The sequence below is a fragment of the Escherichia fergusonii ATCC 35469 genome, assembly GCF_000026225.1.
GTDB lineage: Bacteria > Pseudomonadota > Gammaproteobacteria > Enterobacterales > Enterobacteriaceae > Escherichia > Escherichia fergusonii.
In genome coordinates this window covers 1161697-1187722 of the sequence record NC_011740.1, presented here as the reverse complement: position 1 = coordinate 1187722, position 26026 = coordinate 1161697, and the positions used below count along the sequence as shown (strand labels likewise).

Sequence of the window (26026 nt, the reverse complement as noted above, 5' to 3'; positions counted from 1 at the left end):
TGAAAATATCATTTTTAGTTATGTTTTTTTCACTGCCCTACGATTTTTTCTGATTTCCCCTACACTTAACACTGATACCTTGTCAGGGGTTTCCCTTTGTCTGTATTGATTTACGCGAGATAATGCTATGGAATTAAAGGATTATTACGCCATTATGGGCGTGAAACCGACGGACGATCTCAAGACAATCAAGACCGCCTATCGTCGACTGGCCCGTAAGTACCATCCCGATGTCAGCAAAGAGCCCGATGCCGAAGCCCGCTTCAAAGAAGTCGCTGAAGCCTGGGAAGTATTGAGTGACGAGCAACGCCGTGCTGAGTACGACCAGATGTGGCAGCATCGCAACGATCCACAATTCAATCGTCAATTCCACCATGGTGATGGGCAAAGCTTTAATGCCGAAGATTTTGACGATATTTTCTCGTCGATCTTTGGTCAACATGCTCGCCAGGCACGTCAACGTCCGGCTACGCGTGGCCATGATATCGAAATTGAAGTGCCCGTTTTCCTTGAAGAGACACTCAGCGAACATAAACGGACTATCAGTTATAACCTGCCTGTCTACAACGCCTTTGGCATGGTCGAGCAGGAGATCCCAAAAACTCTCAATGTGAAAATTCCGGCAGGCGTTGGCAACGGTCAACGTATTCGTCTGAAAGGCCAGGGCACTCCAGGTGAGAATGGCGGACCCAATGGTGATTTGTGGCTGATTATTCATATCGCTCCCCATCCCTTGTTTGATGTTGTAGGTCAGGATCTGGAGATCGTCGTGCCTGTTGCGCCCTGGGAAGCCGCTTTAGGGGGCAAAGTTACGGTTCCAACATTGAAAGAGAGCATTCTGCTGACTATCCCGGCGGGTAGTCAGGCCGGACAACGTTTACGTGTGAAAGGCAAAGGTCTGGTGAGCAAAAAACATACCGGCGATCTCTACGCCGTGCTGAAAATTGTGATGCCACCAAAACCAGATGAAAACGCTACTGCGCTGTGGCAACAACTGGCAGACGCCCAGTCGTCATTTGATCCGCGTAAAGATTGGGGGAAAGCATAATGGCTAATGTGACGGTGAGTTTTACGATTACTGAGTTTTGCCTGCATACCGGTGTTTCAGAAGATGATCTGTATGAGATCGTCGGCTTAGGGGTGGTTGAACCTGCTGATTACAATGAGACAACCTGGATATTTGATGATCATGCGGCAACGGTGGTACGCCGGGCGGTACGTCTGCGTCGGGAGCTGGCCCTCGACTGGCCGGGTATTGCCGTCGCGCTGACACTGCTGGACGATATTGCTCATTTACGTCAGGAAAACCGGCAGTTGCGCCACCGGCTTTCGCGTTTTATTAATCATCCCTGAGAGACTGATTGTAACGCCGGATAATCTGTCATCCGGCGTTTGCGCTCAGAACCCGAGACTATCCAGCAGATCATCAACCTGATCCTGGCTGGCAACCACGCCCGCTTTCGACGTATCGACTTGCGGGCCATTGAGTAAGCTCTCGTTCTCCCGTTTCGGTCGGGCGTCCTGCTCAGGGATGTTTTCCAGTAACACCATCAGTAACTGGCGTTCAATCTCCTGAATAACATCCATCATCCGTTTGATCACCTGTCCGGTAAGATCCTGAAAATCCTGCGCCATCATAATGTCGAGCAGCTGCGCATTGGTAAAACGGGTATGGTCCGGCACTTCCGCAAGAAAACGACGGGTATCAGTGACCAGTTCTCGTGCTTGTGCCAGTTCAATCGGATCGTCAAACCACGCATCCCAGCGTTGGCTTAGTGATTTTGCGCCCTTTTCCATCTCCTCCTGATGCGGCTGCGAGGCTTCAACACTGTTTAACGCCCGCTCTGCCGCCTGCGCGGTCATTTGTACGACATAATCAAGACGATCACGGGCGTCAGGAATGGCTTCTGCCGCTTCGGCAATTGCCCGATCCAGCCCCAACTCCCGTAGACTGTCGCGCAACATGCGAGTCAGACTTCCGATGCGCGCAATTATGTCTGCTGCTGAATGTTCATCAGCAGGTTTAATCGAAGGTTGCATCATCACATCCTCACATGCCCAGTTTCTCAAAGATTTTATTGAGCTTCTCTTCAAGCGTAGCCGCAGTAAATGGCTTGACGACGTAACCACTGGCGCCCGCCTGTGCTGCTGCAATAATGTTCTCTTTCTTGGCTTCTGCGGTGACCATTAATACGGGCAACGTTGACATTGCTCCGTCGGCACGAATGGTTTTCAATAGTTCCAGACCATCCATATTGGGCATGTTCCAGTCTGAAATAACGAAATTAAAGCCACCCATTTGCAGTTTATTCAGTGCATCCACACCATCTTCCGCCTCTTCCACATTATGGAATCCCAGCTCTTTCAGCAGGTTGCGCACAATACGTCGCATGGTGGAAAAGTCATCCACTACCAAAAATTTAAGTTCTTTATCCGCCATCTAAAACTCCTGATTTAAATACGTATTGCCTGACCGGCACTGATTTTCGCCAGCATCTGCTGACTAATTTGACTGAGATCGAGCACTTCACTGACACCGCCCATATTGATCGCTTCGCGCGGCATCCCGAACACGACACAACTGGCTTCGTTTTGCGCGATGGTCCAGGCTCCGGCCTGATGCATTGCCAGCATACCGCCTGCACCATCGTTGCCCATCCCGGTAAGGATCACGCCAACCGCGTTGCGTCCGGCATTGGCCGCCACCGAATGAAACAGCACATCTACCGAAGGTCGATGGCGGTTCACCGCCGGGCCAGCGTGAATTTTGATTTGATAATTGGCACCACTACGTGCCAGCTCCATATGCCGATCACCCGGTGCGATATAAGCGTGTCCTGGCAAAACGCGCTCGCCATCTTCCGCCTCTTTAACACTAATCTGGCAAATCTTATTCAGCCGTTCAGCAAAAGAACGGGTAAAACCAGGTGGCATATGTTGAGTAATAATCACCGCCGGGCAGGAGAGCGGTAGCGGTTGCAGAACATGACGGATCGCCTCTGTCCCCCCCGTTGAGGCGCCTATGGCAATCAGTTTCTCCGAACTGAGTAATGGCCCGGCTTTTAGCACTGCGGGTGTGGCAAGAGGTTTATGGGCTGTCAGTCTGGCGCGAGAAGCCGTGCGAATTTTTTCAGCAATGGTTTCGCTATAGGCCAACATCCCTTCGCGTATCCCCAATTGCGGCTTAGTCACAAAATCGATAGCTCCAAGCTCCAGCGCCCGCAGTGTAACCTCCGAACCTTTTCCAGTCAGGGATGACACCATCACCACTGGCATTGGTCGCAGACGCATCAGTTTCTCGAGGAAATCGAGTCCATCCATTCGTGGCATTTCAACGTCCAGCGTCAGCACATCCGGGTTAAATTTCTTGATCAGATCCCGCGCCACCAGCGGATCAGGAGCTGTCGCCACCATTTCCATATCGCTGTGACTGTTAATAATCTCGGTCATGATCTGGCGCATAAGCGCAGAATCATCCACCGACAATACTCTGATTTTACTCATACTTTGCCCTTATTTAGCGCATACACCGTCTGTCCGCGCAGGGTGAAATTGCGCACCAGGTGGCTAAAGTTTTCTGAATGACCAGCAAATAGCAGTCCATCAGGTTTCAGGAGTGGCACAAAACGACGCAGAATCTCTTGCTGCGTCGTTTTGTCAAAATAAATCATTACGTTACGGCAGAATATCGCATCGAATGGCCCCGGAACTGCATACTGTCTGTCCAGCAGGTTGAGGCTGGAAAAATCGACAAAATTCACCAGTTCCTGCCGCACTCGCACCAGCCCCTGATGCGGTCCGGTGCCACGCAAAAAGTAGCGTTGGCGTTGCAGTGGAGAGAGCGTTTTCAGCTCTTCGAGGCGATAAATGCCGTTACGTGCTTTTTCCAGGACATCTGTATCGATGTCACTGGCAAAAACTCGCCAGCGCCCCGGAACGAGGCCCAACGTATCAGCAAGCGTGATCGCAATACTGTACGGTTCTTCTCCGGTCGACGCCGCCGCACTCCAGACACGATATTCACCCTGGCGACGACGTGCGTGTTCGGCGAGCACCGGGAAATGGTGCCCCTCCCGAAAGAACGCGGTCAGATTGGTGGTCAGGGAGTTAATAAATGCCTGCCATTCCGGGCTGTTCTGGTCAGCCTCCAGCAAACTGAGATAGTGACCGAAATCAGCTATTCCCAGCACCCGTAATCGGCGGACCAGACGGTTGTAAACCATATCCCGTTTGTGATCCGCCAGCACGATCCCCGCACGCTGATAAATTAACTGGCATATCCGACGAAACTGACTGTCGGAGAGCGCCAGGCGCTGAGTCATCTGTGATAAAAACGACGTTTGTCCGTCGGGTAGCGATGAGGTCATTGCGCCTTCTCAACCATATTTACGATACAACCGGCGCTGTCAGACGGAATGCCGACACCGCCATCGTCAGGCGACTGGCCTGTTCTTCCAAAGCTGCAGCTGCCGCTGCTGATTCCTGTACCAGGGAGGCGTTCTGTTGTGTGACGCGATCCATTTCCGATACTGCCAGAGCGACTTGATCGATACCCCGGCTTTGTTCATCAGATGCGGAAGCAATTTCGCCCATAATGTCGGTGACACGAGTGACCGCATTGACAATATTGGTCATGGTTTCCCCGGCGCTTTCCACCAGCACAGAACCCGTATCGACACGGGCAACTGAGTCGCTGATTAAGGCTTTAATCTCTTTTGCCGCCTCTGCACTTCGGCTGGCAAGATTACGCACTTCGCCAGCAACCACGGCAAAGCCACGGCCCTGTTCACCCGCACGCGCCGCTTCTACCGCAGCGTTGAGTGCAAGAATATTGGTCTGAAAAGCAATGCCGTCGATAACAGTGATAATGTCAGCAATTTTCTTAGAGCTGTCGGCAATTTCATGCATCGTTTTCACCACGCCATCCACCACTTTTCCGCCATGGCGCGCGGTATCAGAGGCATTTTGTGCCAGTTGCGAGGCCTGACGGGCGTTGTCGGCATTCTGTTTCACCGTGGCAGTCAGTTGCTCCATACTGGCGGCAGTTTCTTCCAGTGCAGAGGCTTGCTGTTCTGTACGGGATGAAAGGTCATTATTACCGGCAGCAATTTCACTGGTGCCCGAGTAGATGGCATCTGAACCATTGCGCACCTGTTTGACCGTTTCAACTAATGAGTCCTGCATTTGATTTAAACTGCGGGCCAACTCGCTCATCTCACTGCGCCCGTCTATGGTCAGCGCCTGCGCCAGATTGCCAGTGGCAATTTCACGAATATGGGCAATGATTTGTGTCAGTGGGATCAGCAGCATCCGACGAATCCCGTACCAGACTGCCAGCAAAATCAGGACTACGACCAGGGCGATCACCGCCAGTTGCCACTGGGCAAAGCGATAATCACTGGCATTATCGAGAATGATATTTTGATAAAGGTTTTCACTGCTTTTTGCATACTGAGCAAACGCTTCGCCCATCGAATTTTGCATACTCTGAGTAGGCTGAGCGAAATAGGCATCCGTATTGCCGTAATCAAGAAAATCAATTAATTCAGTTAATGCGGCATAATAATTTTTGTACTTTTCATCAATATTGCGACTGGCGGTAACCATCTCAGGTAGCGAGTCGATATTTTTAAAGTTTTTATAATGAACAGCAGCCTGCGCCAGCGTTTTTTTAGCGCTTTCAAGTAATTCCATTTTTGCATTACTTTGCTGATGAGATGTATCCATCATCATGCGTACAGCCGAACGACTTAAATTAATGCGCGTCTGTAACATTAATTCCCAGGTCGAGGTCAGTTCCCGTTGCTGTTCCCGCAATTCATTCGAGATGACAAAACTTTCCTGACTGTGGCGTAAAGAAGAAAAAAACAGACCACCAGAAACAAACTGTAACAGTGCAAATACCCCCAGCACCATTATCAGCAGCGTGACTACGCGGATACGGTTAAACATAAGGCACCTTCCTGATAAAGAGTTAACCTCGTTATCGGCAGAAAGGCAGGAAACTTTATTCAGAAGGCAATATCTACCACGACAACATCGCTATAGGTACCGGCAGGAGGCGTGGTCTGGTTGGGCAGTACTCTGGCCGTGTAGCTATACGTTTTTAAAAGACCGTCACTGCTGGTCTCTGAGGATGCACTACTGGCCCAACGTTCCGTACCCGTGCTGCCCCAACGGTTAGTGCTGTTTTCTTTATAGATTTCATAGCTCAGGCGGTTATTACCGTTTGCCATATTGCGTACCGTTCCAGTGGCGTAACTACCGTTATTGATACCAATGGTGTAACTACTGCCTTTGGTACAGGTTACCGCTACCGCTTGCGCAACGACCGGGAAGTTTTTTGCCAGTGGCGCACTGCCAAAATTAACGTTGGGAGCAGTGATGGTAATGCAATCGTTGGTGACAGTGAGATTGAGCTGAAGGGTACGCACTACAGTATCCGTTTGCGGACTCAGGCAGATCCCAACACCCGCAGCACAAATATTGTAAGTAACACTGAAATTCAGTGTGACCTGATACGGCCCGGCACTAACATTTTGTCCGGTGGTCGTGGCGAAATACAGCGGCAGGGTATAGCGTGCTGTGACCAATAAATCCAATAATGTGCTACCGCTCCAGGTATAGCTTCCACCAATATTAATATCACTATTACCGGCACATGCCGCTTGAGTACAGAGTCGGACGGGGATTGCATCGGCAACACTGCTATTATCGCTGCGCTTTAATATTGCACGGTTGGTCGCAGATGTCGTGGCTCCGGTGTAAGTGAGCTTTACTGTATCGTTGGTTAGCAAGCCGATAACTTTGTCACATTGCACAATAAGACTGGCACTGGTCGTTTGTACCGTGTTGTTAACGGCAAATGACGTAACCGTACCCAAAGCACCGTTAGTGGTATTAACACTACAAACTGCCCAACAACTGCCTGATAACATCAGCAGCAACAGGCATCCCCATCGCCAGATCATGATCCACTCCGGCAAACCAACGGACCGTAAGTTTTTAATTTATGTTGCGGATTGGGCGTCAACGATAAGCGTGTTTGACATTGTTTGCCATCCGGTGTGATGGCGTGCAGTAGATTAACTGGCGCTAAATTTTCCAGCCAGACGATACCGTCATAACCCACAACTGCTGAAGTCTGATTGTTCAGCAAAATCTCACTTCCCACTGGCAGTATTTGGCCTTTCTCATCATGCAGGATCACGCTGGCGACTTGTTGCTGATCCATGGGGAAATCCACCAGGTAACCACTCTGCCGTCGCAGTGCTACTTTTCGCTCAGTCTCTTTCAGGCGGATATCTGCCGGAAGATTCAAGGTATTAATGCTGTAACTGGCGGGATAATAAGCGGACACACCACTGATCAATAAATAGCCATCACGGTTGGTTTCTCCAACAGGCTGATTCTCATAATTAACCGGGACGCCAGCTTGTCCATCAGTACTCACCACCACAAAGGCATCGTTAATTTTATTGGCGGCAAACAGTTGCTGCTCCATCCATACAAACGCTCCCAGTGCCTCGCCCCACCAGGTCATATTGCCACTTTCTCCCCATGTGCCACCTTGCAGTTCCAGATGATCATTACGCCAGCCCAAAGTCGCTTGCTTGTAATTACTGGCTTCAGATTGCCTTGCCCATGCAAGATTCCAGCTAAAGCCGCCATCAGTTGGCATTGAGTGATTGTAGTTAATACGTTGTGTTTGCCCGCCATCCGGCATTTTTTCCATGGTGAACGCAGCACTGTCGCGCTCACCCAACGGAATCTGTACAGACATTGCCACTGTCCAGCCACCCTGCTGCCAGTCACGACTGGCCGCCAGATAAACGCTACTACTCCCCCACAAATTGCGACTCCAGGAGAGATTCAGCAATTCAGTTTTTTGTGCATCGAAACTGCGCACTCCAATCCATGCAGCGCCCACATTGCCCAATTCCCCCATATTAAAGGAAAGTGAATATTGATCGCTTTGTTGGCTGAGCGTCGCTAACGGTACATTATTTTCATCGACCTGAACGACGTTATCGTACAGCGCCAGGTTACCAAATCCGCGTTCACGGCGGGTATGTTGCGTCGCCACACTGAATGCTGCCGTACTGTACTGATATCCCCAGTTGATCTGGTTGCCGCTGCGTCCATGCATCCGGCTTTCGCTGTAGGCACCATTCACAACGCCAAAGTACCCCAGTTTCACGACTGCCCCCGCCCCACCGAGTGCTAATTCTTCAGCGACTTCGCTGTGACCTTCTAAAGTCAGAAAATCGCTGACGCCATAACGATAAGAAGCACTGGCCGCCGCCGGGCCGTAGTTGAAGCTGTCAATGCCATATTCACGACGCAATGCGCCAAAAGATAGTGCCCCATCACTCATTCCGGGTTTAAGCAAATTACTGGCAACATAAAAAGGCAACGAAGTAGTGACTTGCCGTCCGGCAGCGTCCTGAGTGACCAATACCGCATCTCCGGCACCGTTGATATATGGCAAATTGGTCAGGGTGAATGGGCCAGGTTGCAAACTGGTTGATCCTGCACGATAACCATTAATAAACAAATCTACCGCTGTAGGGACTGCGGCTTCGCCGGAAAACGTCGGCAGCGGCCAGGTCACCAGATCAGGGCGCAGAGAAAAATCACGCCCCCAGTAAACACCACCAAGGCGCACACTGCTGCTCCAGCTTAATGCATCACTTATCACATCCCCGACTCGCCACTGGGTCGCCTGTTGTTCATTGGTGGCGGTGAAAGTGGTGTCATAACGCACGTAACCTTCTTGCAAATCGTCAGCTCCGGAAAGTCTCTGACGCCAGAATCCTGTGGAAGAAAGTGATCCCGCATCGTTGAAAAAGCGCAGTTCATGCGAGAGAGTAGCCTGACCACTGCCATTTTGCGTTTTGCTGTTATAGAAGTCGTAATTCAGTAGTACGCCGCTACCATGATGAGCGGTTTGCGGTTCGGCTTCTCCGGCAAATGGCGTAATCCGCTCCGGCAGCCAGCTACGCGGAACGGTTAAAAGCAGTCGCTGACCGCTGCTGTCGTACTCTGCATTAACCTGGGTCAGGCGGGAAACATTAACTTCACCTAAGGGAAGCTGTTCGGCGGGCAGTCCGGCACGCATCAGATCCGCCCTGGAGAGATAAAAATCACCGTTTCGCTGAGTCACTGGCACCACCTGCTGAGTGTCGTAATAGTTAATGACCAGAGCGAGATGAAAAATCGCCTGTTGCTCAAAGGCATGAGCATTTGGTGGAGGCGGTAACAGATCGTCGTCGGCCATTCCACGCTCAGGCACACTGCTGGTGATAATCAGTATCATCACCACGCCTCTTACCTGGTGGGCGCTGACTGCCATTGATTACTCTGTGTATTCACCGTGGCGGTTAACGAATCCGATTGTGTTACCCCCGCCGGAAGCGGCCAGCGACGGTAGCTGCCAGGCAAAACATATCCCAGTAGCCCTTCGGCAATTATCTTTTGGCTGCCCCCCTGGCGCAGTGAGACTTTACTCAACCGGGCATGAGTATCATGTTGGTTACGCACTTCCAGCAGCGGTTTACCTTGCTCCTGCACGACTCGCCAGCTTAGCTTTGAAGCCTCTACCCTGGTGGGATGTTCGTTTTCTATGGCGGTGACAATACCCTGACCATAAACAAAAAACGGTAGAGAGTAACGCATCTGAACCTTAAGCCCCATTTGCGGTTTACTGGCCTGTTCAGGTTGGGGGATTTCATCAACAATAATGCGATAAGCCTGTTCGACACCCGCTGGCACCGGCGATTGTTTTATCAGTCGAATCAGCTGTTTTTTACCTTTTTCAATCCGCACTACAGGAGGGCTGGCGACGACATCTTGTTGCGGTTGATACCGTTCGAAACCGTCCTGCTGTTGCCAGCGGACAATGCGCACCTGCATGGTGGTGGCTTCACTGCCCTGATTCTGGATCCACAATTCGGTTGCGGTGTTATCGGCTGCCAACCACGGATCGATAGGCCAGAGTAATATCGTTGCCGCACCGTGAGCATTCGGAGCTAACAGCACCGCCGTCAGCGCACCTGAAAACAGGATCGATTTCATACATCTCCCTATTTACCATGACAAAGTCACCGTAAGTTTGTCGAAATAATTTCCCGCCGGGCTAAATCCGGTCAGTGTCGCTGCACCAAATAGCGGCAGCGCTATGTTATTACTGTCGCTGTACAACACCGATACTGGCTGGTTAACCGTAACTTCACTGTTGGCGGCAAGCGAAGCACTGCTGTACAAGCGATAGGGCACACGATCTGTTCCCCCTGCTCGTTGCAGGTTGCGCACGGTGGTGTAGTTTTGCCCACCGTCAACACTCATATTCAGGACTACACCGGGGGTACAAGCCAGCGACAGCGTTGAGTTCGCCACAAAACTGCCACTCACCCGACGATTTTCCACTCCGCTATATGTGCCAAAATTGATATCGCCTAACGCACCGCCATTACCCGTGGTGATTGCACAACCTGACGTAACCGTGGCGCTCAGCTGAAAAGATTGTGTCGTCACTGCCTGCCCTTGCACGGCGGTTAACATTAGCACGGCATAACTCAGGCGAAACAAGCCACCGCCCCCTGACAGGGGGCATGTCGGTTTTTTCATTATTATGACAAATCAGTAAGTTACGCTGACATTGACCGTATCAGTATATGTACCGGGAACGACCGTTACGCTATTGCCACCGCCCTGAATACGCCCATACAAGGTGTAGTTATCGACACCCCCGGTGCTGGAGGCGACAGGAATCGGTGTGTTATTGCTGATGACGTTGCTATAACCACTGTCGCTATACAGGCTGTAGGCAACGCCCTGAGTGTTATCTGCGGCATTAATCAAATAGCGCCCCGGTGTGCCAGGCGTACCGATAACCGTTCCCGGTGCAGTGGCGTTGGTATTACCTGTCACCTCCACCGTATAGTCGGCTGTTGTGCACTGGATGGTAAAACTATTACCACCACTGGCTCCGCTGAGTTGAGTGGTCAGGGTAGAGAATGTCGCCGGATGTGTACCAAAATCGAGTGTCCCAAAATTGATACCATTCTGACTGGGCGAGCCATTGATAAGGCAGCCGTTAGTCAGCGTCAACGTCACCCCCACCGTACCGCTACTGGTTACGGCAATTGCTAAAGGAAGGTGTAACAGGAAAAAACTCGCCATACCTAAAAACAGATGGTTCTTGTTCATATCTTCACCTCCGAAAAAGCAATAGCTAATAATCCGCAAGGGATAACACACTGATAATCTGAAATTTAGTTTACGGCGGGGAATTCAACCACCCATGTTGCGCTTATTCATGCGTATGGATGATTGACAGGGTTTTATCAGATATTTCATCCTGTTATGAAAATTAACAGGGCGATAACAAAGTATACTGAGAGGATATATTCATTCTTATGTGAAGTTGATCACATGCCAGCACCCGATAAACAGAGTGCTGGCCGTGATATTAAGTGTTACGCCACTTCCGCAGTCGCGCTATCCAGAAGCGCCATTTCCTCACTATTCAGCAGTTTTTCGATATTCACCAGAATCAACATGCGATCACCCAGCGCTCCGAGTCCAGTCAGGTATTCTGTCGCCAGCGTTACAGCAAATTCTGGTGCCGGGCGAATTTGTTCAGCGGTCAGTGAGAGCACATCCGACACACCATCGACAACAATGCCAACGACCCGTTGCCCAAGGTTAAGAACGATCACCACGGTATTATCGTCATAATCCACATCGCCCTGACAGAACTTAACCCGCAGATCGACAATCGGCACGATAACACCACGCAGGTTAGTGACACCTTTAATAAAGGCTGGAGTATTGGCGATACGCGTTACCTGGTCGTAACCACGAATCTCCTGAACTTTAAGGATATCAATGCCGTACTCTTCTTCCCCCAACGTAAAAACCAGAAATTCCTGACCCGTTGGCTCGCCGGCTAATTTGTTCGTTGTATTCATGTTTTTATCGTCCTGTTCAGGCGGCGTTACCCGCCATACGTTGTTCGCGATTTAACCCTTGCAGTGCCGAGACATCGACAATCAGTGCGACGCTGCCATCCCCCAGAATGGTCGCGGCAGAGATCCCAGGCACTTTGCGGTAATTGCTTTCCAGGTTTTTCACCACCACCTGGTGCTGACCGATCAATTGATCCACCAGCAGCGCATAGCGACGGCTACCGCTTTGCAGGATCACCACAATCCCCTGCGTCGCTTCCGTTTTCGCTCCCGCAACATCAAAAACTTTCCACAATTCCACCAGCGGTAAGTATTCACCACGGACTTCCAGTACACGTTCTCCGCCCGCCAGTGGATGTAGATCGGCTTCTCGTGGCTGGAGTGATTCCATCACCGCATTCAGCGGCAGGATGAATACCTCGTCGGCCACGCGTACTGACATGCCATCAAGGATCGCCAGTGTCAGTGGTAGCAAAATACGAATCGTGGTTCCTGCCCCCTGCTTCGACTGAATTTCAACATGCCCGCCCATTTCCTGGATGTTCCGTTTCACCACATCCATACCAACGCCACGCCCGGACACGTCGGTTACCTGTTCGGCAGTGGAGAAGCCTGGCGCAAAAATTAACATTGCCACTTCGTCATCGGTCATGTTGTCACTGACCGCCATCCCCTGAGAAATCGCTTTCGCCAGGATACGCTCACGGTTCAGCCCTGCTCCATCATCAGTGACTTCAATACAGATATTGCCACCCTGATGTTCAGCGGAAAGAATCAAGTTACCCACGCTGTTTTTACCACTGGCCAGTCGTTTTTCTGGCAGTTCAATACCATGGTCAAGGCTGTTGCGCACCAGATGCGTCAGTGGATCAATAATTCGCTCTATCAGGCTCTTATCAAGTTCTGTGGAGCTACCCACCAGCGTCAGTTCAACCTGTTTACCCAGTTTTCCTGCAAGGTCACGGACCAGTCGCGGGAAACGGCTAAACACATATTCCATGGGCATCATGCGGATCGACATGACCGACTCTTGCAAGTCACGTGCATTACGTTGCAACTGCCCCATGCTGGTGATCAGTTCGCCATGTTTAACCGGATCAAGTTCGTTCGACCGTTGTGCCAGCATCGACTGGGTAATTACCAGCTCCCCGACAAGGTTTATCAGTTGATCCACTTTCTCAACCGCCACACGAATGCTGGTGGATTCACTGGCGCGGGCCGGTTTTTCTCGTTCTGCACGGTGTACCGGTGGTTCGCTGACGGGGGCTTTTGCCACCGGGGCCACAGGCTGTTGCGTGACGTTTTCAAAATGAATCTGATCTTCTTCGATCACAAAACAGAGCACCGCCACAATGTCATCCTGCGCGATATCGCCCTCCAGCGTCGCTGCCAGTGAATCTTCGCCTTTTACTACCTCGCTTAAGGTCGCCAGATTGCGCAGTTCCGCTTCCAGTAAATCAACTTCTTTACTTTTCAGGCGTGACAACACAATGCGCAACTTGCCATTGGCGTTTGTAGACGGTGCAGCCTCTTTAACCGCCTGTAATTTACTGTGGCTATCGTCGGCAGGTACGGCTTCGCCTTTTGCTTCCAGCGCCAGTTGTCGCAACGCCTGACAGATGTAGTCAAAACTTTCGGCATCCGGCTGTTCCGCATTTTTGTAGGCGTCTAGCTGTTCTTGCATAATGTCTTTCGTTTCCAAAAACAGGTTGATAATGTCGGTGTTCAACTGCAATTCACCGCGCCGGGCCTCGTCCAGCAGGTTTTCCATAAGATGAGTGGTTTCCTGCAGGATCGTAAAACCAAATGTTCCCGCCCCACCTTTGATGGAATGGGCAGCACGAAAAATGGCGTTCAATTGTTCGGCGTCTGGTGCTGCTGGTTGTAGATCGAGCAAATGCTGCTCCATATCAGCTAACAGCTCGTCAGCCTCATCAAAAAATGTTTGATAAAAATCGCTTAATTCCATACTCACGCGGTCACCTCGAATTGGCTGGTGGCGATGTGGGAACAGCCTCAGGCTGTGATAAAACACTTACCGGCTCGTTCTGGCTTTCAGCGTTTTCGTGCAAAATTGCCTGCTCGGTCTGTTTATTAAGTACCAGCAGGCTTATACGGCGGTTAATGGCATCATTGCCACCGCGATCGCTCAGACGCATGGTGGCGGCCATCCCCACGACTCGTAATAATTTGCCTTCTTCAAGCCCCCCGACCATCAATTCCCGGCGGGAAGCATTGGCGCGGTCTGCAGAAAGTTCCCAGTTGCTGTAACCTCTTTCGCCATTGGCATAAGGGTAATCATCGGTGTGTCCGGCGAGGCTAATGCGATTAGGAATACCGTTAAGCACGGGGGCAATCGCCCGCAAAATATCGCGCATATACGGTTCCACGTCGGCACTACCGGTTTTAAACATGGGGCGATTCTGACTATCGATGATTTGAATACGTAACCCCTCCTGCACCATATCGATTTTCAGATGCGGTCGCAGAGCGCGTAGTTTAGGGTCGCTTTCAATCAGTTGGTCGAGATCGCCGCGTAAACGATTAAGCCGACTTTGCTCCATATGTTTTTTCAGCTCTTCAATACTCGGCTGACGGTTAACTTCCCCCTGCTGTTGGGTATAGTCGTCACCCCCGCCGGGAATTGGACTCTGGCTATTAGAGATACGATCACCACCCGTAATGGCTGTCGCCAGCGGTGTGCGGAAATACTCAGCAATCTGAATCAACTCTTTTGGGCTGGAAATTGAAATCAGCCACATCACCAAAAAGAAGGCCATCATCGCGGTCATAAAATCGGCGTAGGCAATTTTCCACGAACCATGCCCCGCGCCGCCGTGGTTTTTGGGCTTACGCCTTTTAACGACGATAATAGGTTGATCACGATTCTTCATACTTCCTCGGTAGTGGCCTGCTGATTCGGGTTTTTCACGGCGCGGACATGTTCTTCCAGCTCCACAAATGACGGGCGCTCACTGGAGTAAAGCGTCTTGCGACCAAACTCGACGGCAATCGGTGGGGCATAGCCATTCAGACTGGAAAGCAGTGTCACTTTGACGCACTGCATCATCTTGGTGGTTTCGGCGCTTTTCTGCCGTAACACTCCGGCCAGCGGCGAGATAAATCCGTAAGCGAGCAAAATACCGAGGAAAGTGCCCACCATAGCGTGGGCGATCAGCGCCCCTAACTCCGCAGCGGGTCGATCAGCCGATCCCAGGGCATGAACAACGCCCATTACCGCCGCAACAATGCCAAACGCGGGGAGAGAATCGCCAACAATTGCCAGGCTATTGGCTGGTACTTCTGCTTCACTTTCATGGGTTTCGATCTCTTCGTCCATCAACGCTTCAATTTCAAAGCTGTTCATATGACCGCTGATGATCAGACGTAGATAATCGACAATAAATTCAAGCATTACGCTGTCTGCCAGAATACGCGGGTAACTGGCAAAAATTTCACTTTCCTGGGGGTTTTCAATATCCCGTTCAAGAGAAAACATCCCCTGCTGGCGTGATTTCGCCATCAGGCGGTAAAGCAGCGCCAGCAGATCCATATACATCGCTTTGCTATATTTCGAGCGACGAAACAAGAGCGGTAACGCCTTGAGGGTTCCTTTGATCGCTTTACCGTTGTTGCCAACGATAAATGCCCCGATTCCGGCACCAGCAATAATCACCAACTCAGCAGGTTGATAGAGTGCTCCAAGACTTCCGCCGGTCATTAAGTAACCGCCGAAAACTGTACCGATAACAACCAGGTAACCTAATATGATAAGCACGACATCATCCTTCCACTGTTGATCATGACAGGATGAGCAGTCGAAGGATTAACCGGGTGAAGTGGCAAAAAAAGCAGCGGTGGAGAGTGACCGCTGCTGGGGGGCTTTACCATACCGTTTCGGTTACATAGCCTGTTCGATCTGATCATCCAGCAGTTGTGGAATAATATCGGCAGCTTTCTGGCAAAGTTTACGTCTTTTTACAGCGCGAGAGGGTGGTTGGCAAAGACTACAAGCAAAACTGCCTGGCGGCTGGTGCGCATGGGTTATGAAATTGCCACCGCAGCAGTTGCAACTGGAAAGTTCCAGCAGTCCACTCTCAACAAAGCGAACCAGTGTCCAGGCACGGGTTAAGGCCAGTACCGGGCCATCGGCCTCCTGCGGGCACTGTTCGAGATAAAGGCGATACGCTTTGATCACCGCATCAACACCACTACACAGACCGGTTTTGAGTAAAAACTGCCAGGCATTGCAGAACATGGACGCATGTATGTTTTGTTCCCAGGTCATAAACCAGTCAGTAGAGAACGGCAACATGCCTTTTGGCGGTGGGCTGCCTCGCAGCTCCTTGTACAGTTTGATCAGGCGACCACGGCTCAGCTGGGTTTCACTTTCCAGCATCTGCAGGCGTGCGCCAAGGGTGATCAGTTCCATCGCCAGTTGGATATCCCGCGCTTCCTGCACAATGCTTTTTTCACTCATGATCAGCCCCTTCTCTTGCGCTCGGAGGCATCCTGTTGGTTTGCCTCATTCAGCAGCCGCGTGGACAGCATAATTCCGGTGTGGATTTGCTGCAGGTCATCGACGCGGGAGTCCTGAGTCAGACGGGTAATCGTCTGGTGGTTATCAAAGCGGAAATGGCAAACGAGTTGATTCGTTTCTGCCAGTTTAACCATTTGCGGAAGGGTCAGAGCTTCCAGCGTAGTCGCCATCTCCTCATCGATACCGAGACGAAACATGGCAGACGCTTTGTCCTGAAGAATCAGACGCTGAGCAAGGAGTAAATACGACAAATTGATATCGTAGATGTGTTTCAGCAACTCGGATGTATGCATTATTTTCATCCAGAATAACCAGCTATACCCGGCATACTTCAAGTTGCCTGTGCTACGACTCGAATTATGCCAGGTATATATTTTTATGCGGATAATTCCGCACCCCATGATGTCGCCGGAAAAACCGGTAAGAAGAAAAATCAGATAATCGCTATCACGTTATAAATGGGTAACAGGAAGCTCGTAGGGGTAGCATCCATTTACACATTCGCATGATTTCTTACAAATACCTAAGACTTTTCCTAATTCGTCGCAACTCTACTCGCCGCCTCATAGACATACAACGGAGGCCTGCTGCGATTATCGAAAATATGTGATCCAGATCACATAAAACAACAAAATAATTAATGTTTATCAATTAGCAATACTTTTCTGTTGTGGTGTATTTAGTCGACTTATTTTCATCTGATTCAACTTATAGCTTGCTTAACATTTGTCCGGCTTACCGTAATGTGAATATCACGCAACGTGATAATTATTCACGTAACTCTCACCGCGATGAGCTATCGCGCAAAAAAATCTTTTTGAAACAGTGTGTTGGATATTTTAAATATAAAATAATTCATATAATTCATGATGTTACCAGAGGAAAAAATTTCGCTATTGGAATATTTAGCGATTTATTTTGCTAACTGAGTGAATATATATCGACTCAATTTTGTATAATTAATCGTCATTATTACCTGTCCACATTGATTAGATTCTTTAATTAATAATCATGATGACCTTCACACTATTGAGAAAGTTAAATATTGCACTATGCTGCGAAAGCGTGTAGTGCTGAACTAAAACTGAACAATCGCTATAGGGAAATAACATGGCATATACCAATATACTTGTGGCTGTCGCTGTAACACCGGAAAGTCAACAATTGCTGGCCAAAGCAGTTTCTATTGCGCGGCCACTTAATGGTCGCGTGAGTTTGATTACGCTGGCTTCTGATCCAGAAATGTATAACCAGTTTGCCGCCCCGATGCTGGAGGATTTACGTGAAGTCATGCAGGAAGAGATTTACGATTTCTTTCGCCAGCTGGAGCAAGAAGCGGGTTATCCCATTGCACAAAGTTTTATTGCCTATGGCGAAATGAGCGAGCACATTCTGGCGATGTGTCGCAAGCATAAGTTTGATCTGGTGATTTGCGGTAATCATAACCACAGCTTCTTTTCGCGAGCATCCTGCTCAGCGAAAAGTGTTATTGGCTCCAGCGAAGTGGATGTGCTCCTGGTGCCGCTTTCCGGGAGTTAATCCTGCTCAGGCCAGCTTAGGAAAGGTCGCCACGTTATTGCGCTGCTGGCTTTCCGCGCTTCGTGGCGCGACTTCCTTTAGGTCACGAATAAAGCGTTCCTGCCAGGCGTTAATATCGTTTTTGATGATCACTTCCATCATCTCCGCATGACGTGATATTCGCTCTGCCAGTGACATAGTTAACGCCCGGTTCAATGCCACTGCCACCTCGTCACGGTCATAAGGGTTAACGATTAACGCCGAAGTGAGCTCATTCGCTGCACCAGCAAATTGTGAAAGTACCAATACACCCGGGTTAGCTGGGTCCTGCGCCGCCACATACTCTTTTGCCACCAGATTCATGCCGTCACGTAACGGTGTGACCAGGCCGACATCGGAATAACGGAAGATTTTCATCAGAAGTTTGCGGTCAAAATGTTGATTCAGATAATAAAGCGGCGTCCAGCCAAGTTGACCATATTTACCGTTGATCCGTCCGGCTTCGTTTTCCAGTTGATGGCGAATATCCTGATAAGCCTGCACGTCACCACGCGAGGTAGGCGCAATCTGCGTATAGCGGATTTTGCCGTGATGCTGTGGATATTTCTCCAGTAGCGCTTCGTAAGCCTGAAAGCGCTCAGGCAAACCTTTTGAGTAATCCAGTCGCTCTACTGAGAAAATGTTCTGCACATTTTTCAGTTCCGCTTTTAATTGCGCCAGTTTTGCGGGCAAAGCCCCGGAAGCCTGATGAGCAATTTCATCTGGCTCAATACCAATCGGATAGACTTCAGTGCGAAATGCTTTCCCCCACGCAGTATGATTGCGCGAGCTGCGGGTGGTGACTCGCGTCTGCCCCGCCAGGCAATCAAGAAATGCCAGACGGTCATTTTCGGTCTGGAAACCTAACAAATCGAAGTCACACAGTTGTTCCAGTAGCGCTTCGCCCGGTGGCAAGGCACTGAAAATTTCTGGCGTCGGGAAGGGAATATGCAAAAAGAAACCGATGCGATTATTAACACCGCGTTTACGCAGCTCGCTGGCAAACGGTAGCAAGTGATAATCGTGGATCCAAATAATGTAATCATCTTCGATCAAGGGTAGAAGTTTATCGGCAAGCATAGCGTTAACCCGCTGATAACCTTCCCAGGCGTTACGCTGAAACTGAACTAAATCAAGGCGATAATGAAAAGCGGGCCACAACACGGCATTGGAGAATTGATTGTAATACTCGTCGAGATCCTGTTCGCTAAGATTAAAAGAAGCCCATGTTATGTTGCCCTTTTTCACCTTTTTTAGCGGCTGATCCTCATTACCCGTTTCGCCGCTCCAGCCAAACCATAACCCCCCTGCAGCCTTCAATGCGCCCAGTATACCAACGGCAAGACCACCAGCACTGGCGGCATGCTCATCAGGTGGGGCAATACGGTTAGATACTACGACTAAACGACTCATAATCATCACTCCTGTTCTCTTCTAATTTTTGTTCTTGTAATGAGTTGGTTATTACTGCAAGCCAGCGCCAGACATCTGGCACGCCCGCCAGCCGCCATTTCGCCTGGGTCTCACCTGCCCCTATTTTCACCGATATGCCTCCCGCCTGATTAACGACAGCAAAGCCGGACTCATCCGTTAAATCATCCCCCCAAAAAATCGGTATCCTTCCAACAAACGGGGTCTCCTGCATAAATTCTGCAATGGCATCACCTTTACAGGTGCCACGTGGTTTAATTTCAACCACACATTTGCCTTGCTGAAGCGCCATTTGCGGCCAGATTTGTGTAATACGCTGCGCCAGAGTAAATAACAGCGCTTCATGCTGCGGTGCCTGGCGGTAATGCAGGGCAAACGCCATCCCTTTTTCTTCAATCTCCACTCCGGTTAAGCCTGCCAGCGTCGTATGCAGCTGCACGCTGATATCCCGGACCATGGCGTCAGGCAGACGCACAATATGCGTTTTACCATTGATGTCACGGCGTTCTGCTCCATGCACTCCGGCAAGGGGAAAACGATATGGTTTAGCCAGCGTATCAAGCTCAACCATTGAGCGCCCTGAAATCAATGCCAGCGCACCGTCGCTATGGACGGCCAGTTGCTGAAGACCTTGCAGAATCGCGTCAGGAATCGCCACCTGGTCGGGATGCGGTTTGATCTCAGCCAGCGTGCCATCAAGATCAAAAAACCAGGCGTATTTAGCGGAAAGTTCAGGGGCTTCGGTTAACGGTTTGGTCACCCGTTCCTCCTCCTTTATCTTGTTTTATTTCGCGCAGAACGCGCCTTACAGACATGTAAGTATAGACAGTGAGAAGAGGCTCGCCATTGGCATAAGATGAAGCCAGCCGCGACTGCGACTGGCTTTTCAGAGTTATCTCAGGGCAAAAAAACCTTAAAGAGTACGTTTCGCTTTTTGCTTATAACGGTCAAAAATCACCGCTGCCAGCAGGATTAGGCCGCGAACAACATACTGCGCAAACGGCGAAATATTTAGCAGGTTCATGGCGTTTTCCACCGTGCCAAGAATTAAGATCCCGGCCACCACATATGAGATTTTTCCGATGCCACCTTTTAGGGAGACACCGCCCAGTACACACGCTGAAATCACGATCAGTTCATAGCCGATAGACGTCATCGGTTGCCCACTGGTCATCCTCGACGCCAGAATGATCCCTGCGGCTGCTGATACCAGCCCGGATAAAACAAAAATAATGATTTTGGTGCGCACTACCGGAACACCCGCCAGCCTTGCAGCTTCTTCATTACCGCCAATCGCCAAGGTGTTACGGCCGAACGTAGTTTTGTTAAGTAACAAGCCAAAAATAATTAAACAGGCAACCGTTAACCAGATAGGAGCAGGTAGCCCAAACCAGTTGGCGTAACCGAGGGTAAAGAAGCGTTCATCCTCAATCCCTACAGCTTTCCCGTCAGAAATGATATACGCCAGACCACGTACAATTTGCATAGTTGCGAGTGTGGTGATCAGGGCGTTAATTTTCAATCGTGCAATCACGAAGCCATTAACCAGTCCACAAAGTACGCCCAGCAATAATCCCGCCGCCACACCTAACCATAAGCTTTCGGTCATATTGATGACCACTGCCGTTGTCACTCCGGCACAGGCAATCACCGAGGCTACCGAAAGGTCAAAGTCGCCAGAAGCCAGGCAAAATAACATACCGCACGCCACCATGCCGGACATGGAGATCGCTAACCCCAGTCCTTTCATATTGATAAACGTAGCAAAATTTGGCACAAAAATGGCACAGGCAATAAACAGCACCGCGAAGACCACCAACATGCCGTATTGATCCCAGATACGGCTAAAAGTAAACGATGACCTGGGCGTGCCTGAACCTGATGTAGTCACTGATGACATCTTATTCCCCTTACTCAGGCGACTGCCTGGCTGACTTTAGGCATCGCCAGGCTTAATGCCTGCCGTTCATCTGCCTGCTCATGAAGTAATTCCCCCGATATTTCCCCTTCACGCATCACCACAATGCGGTCGGCAACACCGAGGACCTCTGGTAGATCGCTGGACGCGAATAACACCGCCACGCCTTGCGCCGCCAGGGCATAAATTACGTTGTAGATTTCGTTTTTCGCACCAACGTCAATACCGCGCGTGGGCTCATCAAGCAAAATGACTTTCATTTCTTCCGATAACCAGCGACCAAGAATGGCCTTTTGCTGATTGCCACCGGAAAGATTCATGATCAGTTGCTCTGCTCCAGGTGTTTTGATGTTGAGCGAACGAATATGGTGTGCCGCATTGCTGTCTTCCCAGCCGTTATTGATCACACAACCACCGTGCAGATGCCTTCGCCGGGCGCTGATATTGATATTGTCACGCACCGAATGCACCGCAATGATGCCTTCTGATTTACGATCTTCCGGGCACAGCATCATTCCGGCGGCAATGGCATGAGCTGGCTTGTGTATCACGACTGCTTTTTGATCAATAAACACTTTGCCATCGGTAATCCGGGTACCGCCGAACAGCCCTTTCATCAGTTCGCTACGCCCTGCCCCCACCAGCCCAAACAGGCCGACAATCTCACCACTGCGTACTGTTAAACTGATCGGTGAACGCACACCTGGAGCCTTGACGTGGTCCAGACGCAGTCGCTCATCGCCATATGTTCGCGGTCGCCAGCCGTAGATATCGCCAAGATTTCGCCCAACCATTGCCTGTACCAGCGAGTCATGATTGACCTGATGCATATCGGTGAACGTGGTCACATAGCGTCCATCCTTAAACACAGTGATAGCGTCGCTCAGGGCGAATATTTCTTCCATCCGATGGGAAACATAAAGGATCACCCGCCCTTCTTCCCGCAGTTCGCGAATGACACGAAACAGGTTGTCAATTTCACGAGCTGAGAGTGAACTTGTGGGTTCATCAAAAGCGATGATTTTGGCGTTGCGCGCCAGTGCCTTGGCTATCTCCACCATTTGCCACTGACCAATAGAGAGATATTTCAGTGGCGTGTTTGGGTCAATATCCATGCCCAGATGCTTCAATTGCAGCCCCGCTTCGTAGTTCAACAAACTACGATTAACGATTCCCCCTTTTTGCGGCAGCTGCCCCAGGTAGATGTTTTCTGCCACTGTCATTTCCGGTACCAGATGGAGTTCCTGGTAAATAATCGCCACCCCGGCATTTAACGCAGCGGTGGTGTCGGCAAATGTCATTTGCTGGCCTTTAATGGCCAAAAAGCCCGTGGATGGCGCGTAATTACCGCTGAGGATTTTTAACAGTGTTGATTTTCCTGCGCCATTTTCTCCCATCAGGGCATGTACCTCTCCGGCATAACAGTCAAAGCTGATATCCGTTAATGCTTTTACGCCGGGGAAAGTTTTACCAATGCCGTGAAATGAGAGATACGGGGTAGACTGGTGCATAGCGCCTCCGTAGATCAGAGTCATTTATCAAATCCTCTGCCATGACGGCAGAGGATCGGGATATTACTGATATGTATTTCTTATCCAGTAAAAATTACTTACCGCCTAAGCCCTTTTTCTCCAGTTCCTCTTTGAAGTTGTCACGTGTAATCAGGACGACGTCAGTCACTTCCGTGAATTTCGGTGGTTCTGCGCCTTTTGCCACCCAGTTATAGAGCATTTCGCTGGATTTATAGCCATGCACATCAGGGCTTGGCAGCAGAGAACCATAGAAGCCTGTTGCCTGCGCTTTTGACAGTTCGCTTACAGCATCAACACCGTTAATTCCAATGCCAATTACATCTGGCGCTTTAAAGCCCTGCCCTTCTGTGGCACGCACGCCCCCCAACACGGTGTTGTCGTTCATTCCCACAATCAGCCAATGTTTGACTTCAGGATGTTGAACTAACATGGAGTTGGCGGCATCAAATGCGCCGGGGATATCGTTAGATTTAGTGGGGACCTGATAAATTTGTTTTTCCGGGAAGCCAGCGGCTTTCAAAGCATCCATAGAACCAGAAGTGCGGCGACGGGCAGTGTCCAGTTCATTAGCGGTAATGGCCATGACGGCAGTGTCTTTGACATCCCACCCACGTTTTTGCATCTCTTTATATAGCTCCTGCCCCTGGCGCTCTCCGATTTTGCTCGCCGCCATCATCACCAGCGGTACGATTTCCATTGGTTGGCCTTTGGCATTAACGAACTGGTCATCTACGGCGATCACTTTCATGTCATAACCACGTGCTTTCGCCACAATGGCCGATCCCAGTTTTGGATCGGGAGCACAAATCACAAATCCTTTTGCGCCGCTGGCAGCCAGGCTATCGATGGCATTCAATGTTTTTTCGCCGTCTGGTACGGCAATTTTGATCACCTCAAACCCCAAATCTTTTCCTGCTTTATCTGCAAATTTCCATTCAGTCTGGAACCAGGGCTCTTCAGGTTGTTTGACCAGAAAACCTAATTTCATAGTTTCAGCGATAGCGGATTGTGACATAACGGCGGCCAGACCAATCGCTGCCAGTGCTTTAGTAAATTTGTGCATATTAACTCCAGCTTAAAGGTTCTTCTGTGTAGGGTAAAAAATTTTGATTTCTGATAATGAAGCCCTAAAACAAGGTATTAGCCATTGTTCTTCAGGATTAGCCTTATACTGGAAGTAGTTTTAGCGGGAAATTAATCATCCATAAGAGAGCGCCATCACAACGCAGAATTACAGTCATTGTGTACATAAATTCAGCGAAAAATGACATAAAGAATGGAGTATTTATCAGACAAATCAAATGGACCATAGCCAATTTGTCCATAAGGTCAGCAAACTTATCCTTGTGCTGTTTAGCGGGAAATTTTGTGGACTACTATCTGGTACTGACAACTGGATATGCAGAACAAAATGCCTGCGTTGGCCATGCAAGGCCAGCTAACGCGACAAGTGAGTGAATCCTCAAAAACTTACAAAAGTAAGTTTTTAGGATACACGACAAGTCAGCAGGGTGTGAATTCGAACGATGCTTGCAGTGGCCCCGCAAAGGATAAGACCCATAGATTGATCAAATATCCCGTAGACGTCGTATATGCAACTTGAACTATGGCGAGTATATAAGTCGCTGAAAGAAATATCGAATAAAATAATCACCGAAAAAATTATTTTTCCCGTCATTAAAATTCGATAAATATCTTATATCCAGAAAGGCTAAATGTTTTCCCAGGAGAGAATTTAATAATATATCATTTAAAATAATTCATAAATATCAATAAATTACAACAACAAAGCAGTCATTTGAGTATATTAATTGCATATTAAAATCATCGACAAAGTGTAAAAAAACATAAACTCTATGATTTAAGGATTTTCTTATTTTTATAGCCAGGCTATGCTGGTTTCTGCTGGCATGGATTCACGCCACAGCGTATTAAGGAACGGCAGAACGGAATATGTCTGCTATACATAGTTAAGTGCTGCGAATCGCACGCACCCCTCTCTGGATATAAGGATATTGTTATGGCTACGGTTGGTATTGTTCATAAACTCAATAAGCAACTGAATCTTGAGTTTTATGCGTCTAATCTCTACCTTCGCCTGAGCGAATGGTGTTCTGAACAAAGCCTGACAGGTACAGCCACATTTTTGCGCTCACAAGCGCAAGGCAACATTACCCAGATGATGCGTATGTTCAACTTTATGAAAAGCGCAGGTGCATTTCCTATTGTGGATGCCATTGATATGCCTGGCGATAAGTTGAATTCACTGGAAGAACTGGTTCAGAAAACGCTCGATGATTTAGAGCAGCGCTCCAGCACTCTCTCTCGTCTGGCTGACGAAGCCAAAGCCGTTAACGATGCGTCTACTCTCGATTTCCTGCATGATCTTGGTAAAACCCAACAGCAAGACAGCATTTTGCTGCAAAATGTGATGGATGCAGTACGCAGCGCCAAACGCGCAGGTTTATGCCTGGCGCAAACTGATCAGCATCTGTTTAACGTGGTTTCCCACCGTCTGCATTGATGCTTATGGCCGGAGTTTTGCCTATCGTCACTCCGGCCTGTCGTTTTATCCCGTATAAACGCTGCGTTTCCTGCGACTATTCCAGCCATTAAACCGTTGCGCCCTTCGCTAAAATAGATGACCAGGCAATTGAGGCGGCAACAACATGAAAATCGTATTCCTTTCTTTGATTCTTCTTACGCTGAGCGGCTGCACCGTGACTCGCCAGGCGCATGTCAGTGAAATTGATGTACCTAATGCAGTGGTACGTTTGACCTGGCAACAAATGATACTGCAAGATGCCCGAACAGACCCATATGTCGCCCAGGGGCTGGCCAATAATGCTTGCCTACAGTCTGGCTTCGGTCAGGCTGTCGCTTACGGACAACCAGTGGCAACTTGTAGCCTGTTTGCCGGATCATTATGTCTGAACACGACCTTTACCCTTTCCTATCAATGTCAGCCTTCTACTCCGATTATTGTTCAATTTTACCCTGATTAAATATCGTTAATGCGTTTAATTCCCATTTGTATTATTAATATATTTACCGATATTTTACCTTTTGCAAATAA

At 49.5% G+C, this 26026-nt stretch carries 26 protein-coding genes; 5 read left to right on the top strand and 21 right to left on the bottom strand.

Features of this window, described 5'->3' with window-relative positions:
* The first annotated feature begins 127 nt into the window (after positions 1 to 127).
* Complete coding sequence (gene cbpA / locus EFER_RS05815) at positions 128 to 1048, top strand: curved DNA-binding protein (RefSeq protein WP_000420612.1); 921 nt, start codon at positions 128 to 130, stop codon at positions 1046 to 1048.
* The gene (gene cbpM / locus EFER_RS05810) at positions 1048 to 1353 is read left to right on the top strand and encodes a chaperone modulator CbpM (protein WP_000024555.1); all 306 of its coding nucleotides are present in this window, start codon (positions 1048 to 1050) and stop codon (positions 1351 to 1353) included. The genes cbpA and cbpM overlap by 1 nt, the downstream gene beginning before the upstream one ends.
* A gap of 45 nt (positions 1354 to 1398) precedes the next feature.
* On the opposite strand, the gene cheZ is transcribed toward cbpM, so the two are convergent.
* The 16 genes from cheZ to flhD all read right to left on the bottom strand — a co-directional run bounded on the left by cheZ (position 1399) and on the right by flhD (position 16805).
* Positions 1399 to 2043 (bottom strand): protein phosphatase CheZ, encoded by a 645-nt coding sequence (gene cheZ / locus EFER_RS05805; RefSeq protein ID WP_000983596.1) that lies wholly within the window; start codon positions 2041 to 2043, stop codon positions 1399 to 1401.
* A 7-nt stretch (positions 2044 to 2050) separates the two neighbouring features.
* Positions 2051 to 2440, bottom strand: coding sequence for a chemotaxis response regulator CheY (cheY, locus tag EFER_RS05800; RefSeq protein ID WP_000763853.1), 390 nt, complete (start codon positions 2438 to 2440; stop codon positions 2051 to 2053).
* A gap of 14 nt (positions 2441 to 2454) precedes the next feature.
* Positions 2455 to 3504: a protein-glutamate methylesterase/protein-glutamine glutaminase gene (locus EFER_RS05795; RefSeq protein WP_000036402.1), complete on the bottom strand. Its 1050-nt coding sequence runs from the start codon at positions 3502 to 3504 to the stop codon at positions 2455 to 2457.
* Positions 3501 to 4367, bottom strand: coding sequence for a protein-glutamate O-methyltransferase CheR (gene cheR, locus EFER_RS05790; RefSeq protein ID WP_000204354.1), 867 nt, complete (start codon positions 4365 to 4367; stop codon positions 3501 to 3503). The genes EFER_RS05795 and cheR overlap by 4 nt, the downstream gene beginning before the upstream one ends.
* A gap of 19 nt (positions 4368 to 4386) precedes the next feature.
* Positions 4387 to 5952: a methyl-accepting chemotaxis protein II gene (gene tar, locus EFER_RS05785; RefSeq protein ID WP_000483257.1), complete on the bottom strand. Its 1566-nt coding sequence runs from the start codon at positions 5950 to 5952 to the stop codon at positions 4387 to 4389.
* Positions 5953 to 6011: 59 nt separating this feature from the next.
* Entirely contained in the window at positions 6012 to 6971 is a 960-nt protein-coding gene (locus EFER_RS05780) for a Csu type fimbrial protein (protein WP_000638294.1), read from the bottom strand.
* Entirely contained in the window at positions 6968 to 9355 is a 2388-nt protein-coding gene (locus tag EFER_RS05775) for a fimbria/pilus outer membrane usher protein (protein WP_002431605.1), read from the bottom strand. The genes EFER_RS05780 and EFER_RS05775 overlap by 4 nt, the downstream gene beginning before the upstream one ends.
* Positions 9331 to 10077, bottom strand: a complete 747-nt coding sequence (locus EFER_RS05770) for a fimbrial biogenesis chaperone (RefSeq protein ID WP_000836025.1) — start codon at positions 10075 to 10077, stop codon at positions 9331 to 9333. Before EFER_RS05770 ends, EFER_RS05775 begins: the two co-directional genes overlap by 25 nt.
* Before the next feature lie 12 nt (positions 10078 to 10089).
* On the bottom strand, positions 10090 to 10563 hold the full coding sequence (locus tag EFER_RS05765) for a Csu type fimbrial protein (protein ID WP_032242962.1): 474 nt from the start codon (positions 10561 to 10563) through the stop codon (positions 10090 to 10092).
* A 78-nt stretch (positions 10564 to 10641) separates the two neighbouring features.
* A complete protein-coding gene (locus EFER_RS05760; protein ID WP_001038662.1) occupies positions 10642 to 11211 on the bottom strand; it encodes a Csu type fimbrial protein in 570 nt (189 codons plus the stop codon).
* Between the two features lie 269 nt (positions 11212 to 11480).
* Positions 11481 to 11975: a chemotaxis protein CheW gene (gene cheW / locus EFER_RS05755; protein ID WP_001098482.1), complete on the bottom strand. Its 495-nt coding sequence runs from the start codon at positions 11973 to 11975 to the stop codon at positions 11481 to 11483.
* Positions 11976 to 11991: 16 nt separating this feature from the next.
* A complete protein-coding gene (cheA, locus tag EFER_RS05750; protein ID WP_072274242.1) occupies positions 11992 to 13947 on the bottom strand; it encodes a chemotaxis protein CheA in 1956 nt (651 codons plus the stop codon).
* A 4-nt stretch (positions 13948 to 13951) separates the two neighbouring features.
* Positions 13952 to 14866: a flagellar motor protein MotB gene (gene motB / locus EFER_RS05745; protein ID WP_000796096.1), complete on the bottom strand. Its 915-nt coding sequence runs from the start codon at positions 14864 to 14866 to the stop codon at positions 13952 to 13954.
* Complete coding sequence (gene motA, locus EFER_RS05740; protein WP_000905460.1) at positions 14863 to 15750, bottom strand: flagellar motor stator protein MotA; 888 nt, start codon at positions 15748 to 15750, stop codon at positions 14863 to 14865. Before motA ends, motB begins: the two co-directional genes overlap by 4 nt.
* Positions 15751 to 15873: 123 nt before the next feature.
* Positions 15874 to 16452, bottom strand: coding sequence for a flagellar transcriptional regulator FlhC (gene flhC, locus EFER_RS05735; RefSeq protein ID WP_001291584.1), 579 nt, complete (start codon positions 16450 to 16452; stop codon positions 15874 to 15876).
* Positions 16453 to 16454: 2 nt separating this feature from the next.
* Positions 16455 to 16805 (bottom strand): flagellar transcriptional regulator FlhD, encoded by a 351-nt coding sequence (flhD, locus tag EFER_RS05730; RefSeq protein WP_002431607.1) that lies wholly within the window; start codon positions 16803 to 16805, stop codon positions 16455 to 16457.
* Positions 16806 to 17622: 817 nt separating this feature from the next.
* Here flhD and uspC point away from each other — a divergent pair.
* Positions 17623 to 18051, top strand: coding sequence for a universal stress protein UspC (gene uspC, locus EFER_RS05725; RefSeq protein WP_000332011.1), 429 nt, complete (start codon positions 17623 to 17625; stop codon positions 18049 to 18051).
* Positions 18052 to 18057: 6 nt separating this feature from the next.
* Here the strand turns inward: uspC and otsA are convergent, their stop codons facing one another.
* The 5 genes from otsA to araF form a co-directional block, all read right to left on the bottom strand.
* A complete protein-coding gene (gene otsA, locus EFER_RS05720) occupies positions 18058 to 19482 on the bottom strand; it encodes an alpha,alpha-trehalose-phosphate synthase (protein WP_000089024.1) in 1425 nt (474 codons plus the stop codon).
* Positions 19457 to 20260, bottom strand: coding sequence for a trehalose-phosphatase (otsB, locus tag EFER_RS05715; protein ID WP_000165652.1), 804 nt, complete (start codon positions 20258 to 20260; stop codon positions 19457 to 19459). Before otsB ends, otsA begins: the two co-directional genes overlap by 26 nt.
* A gap of 153 nt (positions 20261 to 20413) precedes the next feature.
* A complete protein-coding gene (gene araH, locus EFER_RS05710; RefSeq protein ID WP_000100214.1) occupies positions 20414 to 21400 on the bottom strand; it encodes an arabinose ABC transporter permease AraH in 987 nt (328 codons plus the stop codon).
* Positions 21401 to 21414: 14 nt separating this feature from the next.
* The gene (araG, locus tag EFER_RS05705; protein ID WP_002432082.1) at positions 21415 to 22929 is read right to left on the bottom strand and encodes an L-arabinose ABC transporter ATP-binding protein AraG; all 1515 of its coding nucleotides are present in this window, start codon (positions 22927 to 22929) and stop codon (positions 21415 to 21417) included.
* 94 nt (positions 22930 to 23023) lie between these two features.
* Entirely contained in the window at positions 23024 to 24013 is a 990-nt protein-coding gene (araF, locus tag EFER_RS05700) for an arabinose ABC transporter substrate-binding protein AraF (RefSeq protein ID WP_000548664.1), read from the bottom strand.
* Between the two features lie 957 nt (positions 24014 to 24970).
* On the opposite strand from araF, the gene EFER_RS05695 reads away from it, so the two are divergent.
* Both EFER_RS05695 and yecR read left to right on the top strand, forming a co-directional pair.
* A complete protein-coding gene (locus EFER_RS05695; protein ID WP_000246690.1) occupies positions 24971 to 25474 on the top strand; it encodes a non-heme ferritin-like protein in 504 nt (167 codons plus the stop codon).
* Between the two features lie 145 nt (positions 25475 to 25619).
* A complete protein-coding gene (yecR, locus tag EFER_RS05690) occupies positions 25620 to 25955 on the top strand; it encodes a YecR family lipoprotein (protein WP_000706230.1) in 336 nt (111 codons plus the stop codon).
* Positions 25956 to 26026: the final 71 nt, after the last annotated feature.

Excerpts from the sequence above, each read along its gene's own strand:
- cbpA (WP_000420612.1), top strand. The coding sequence starts at position 128 with ATGGAATTAAAGGATTATTACGCCATTATGGGCGTGAAACCGACGGAC.
- cbpM (WP_000024555.1), top strand. The coding sequence starts at position 1,048 with ATGGCTAATGTGACGGTGAGTTTTACGATTACTGAGTTTTGCCTGCAT.
- cheZ (WP_000983596.1), bottom strand. The coding sequence starts at position 2,043 with ATGATGCAACCTTCGATTAAACCTGCTGATGAACATTCAGCAGCAGAC.
- cheY (WP_000763853.1), bottom strand. The coding sequence starts at position 2,440 with ATGGCGGATAAAGAACTTAAATTTTTGGTAGTGGATGACTTTTCCACC.
- EFER_RS05795 (WP_000036402.1), bottom strand. The coding sequence starts at position 3,504 with ATGAGTAAAATCAGAGTATTGTCGGTGGATGATTCTGCGCTTATGCGC.
- cheR (WP_000204354.1), bottom strand. The coding sequence starts at position 4,367 with ATGACCTCATCGCTACCCGACGGACAAACGTCGTTTTTATCACAGATG.
- tar (WP_000483257.1), bottom strand. The coding sequence starts at position 5,952 with ATGTTTAACCGTATCCGCGTAGTCACGCTGCTGATAATGGTGCTGGGG.
- EFER_RS05780 (WP_000638294.1), bottom strand. The coding sequence starts at position 6,971 with ATGATCTGGCGATGGGGATGCCTGTTGCTGCTGATGTTATCAGGCAGT.
- EFER_RS05775 (WP_002431605.1), bottom strand. The coding sequence starts at position 9,355 with ATGGCAGTCAGCGCCCACCAGGTAAGAGGCGTGGTGATGATACTGATT.
- EFER_RS05770 (WP_000836025.1), bottom strand. The coding sequence starts at position 10,077 with ATGAAATCGATCCTGTTTTCAGGTGCGCTGACGGCGGTGCTGTTAGCT.
- EFER_RS05765 (WP_032242962.1), bottom strand. The coding sequence starts at position 10,563 with ATGTTAACCGCCGTGCAAGGGCAGGCAGTGACGACACAATCTTTTCAG.
- EFER_RS05760 (WP_001038662.1), bottom strand. The coding sequence starts at position 11,211 with ATGAACAAGAACCATCTGTTTTTAGGTATGGCGAGTTTTTTCCTGTTA.
- cheW (WP_001098482.1), bottom strand. The coding sequence starts at position 11,975 with ATGAATACAACGAACAAATTAGCCGGCGAGCCAACGGGTCAGGAATTT.
- motB (WP_000796096.1), bottom strand. The coding sequence starts at position 14,866 with ATGAAGAATCGTGATCAACCTATTATCGTCGTTAAAAGGCGTAAGCCC.
- flhC (WP_001291584.1), bottom strand. The coding sequence starts at position 16,452 with ATGAGTGAAAAAAGCATTGTGCAGGAAGCGCGGGATATCCAACTGGCG.
- flhD (WP_002431607.1), bottom strand. The coding sequence starts at position 16,805 with ATGCATACATCCGAGTTGCTGAAACACATCTACGATATCAATTTGTCG.
- uspC (WP_000332011.1), top strand. The coding sequence starts at position 17,623 with ATGGCATATACCAATATACTTGTGGCTGTCGCTGTAACACCGGAAAGT.
- otsA (WP_000089024.1), bottom strand. The coding sequence starts at position 19,482 with ATGAGTCGTTTAGTCGTAGTATCTAACCGTATTGCCCCACCTGATGAG.
- araH (WP_000100214.1), bottom strand. The coding sequence starts at position 21,400 with ATGTCATCAGTGACTACATCAGGTTCAGGCACGCCCAGGTCATCGTTT.
- araG (WP_002432082.1), bottom strand. The coding sequence starts at position 22,929 with ATGCACCAGTCTACCCCGTATCTCTCATTTCACGGCATTGGTAAAACT.
- araF (WP_000548664.1), bottom strand. The coding sequence starts at position 24,013 with ATGCACAAATTTACTAAAGCACTGGCAGCGATTGGTCTGGCCGCCGTT.
- EFER_RS05695 (WP_000246690.1), top strand. The coding sequence starts at position 24,971 with ATGGCTACGGTTGGTATTGTTCATAAACTCAATAAGCAACTGAATCTT.
- yecR (WP_000706230.1), top strand. The coding sequence starts at position 25,620 with ATGAAAATCGTATTCCTTTCTTTGATTCTTCTTACGCTGAGCGGCTGC.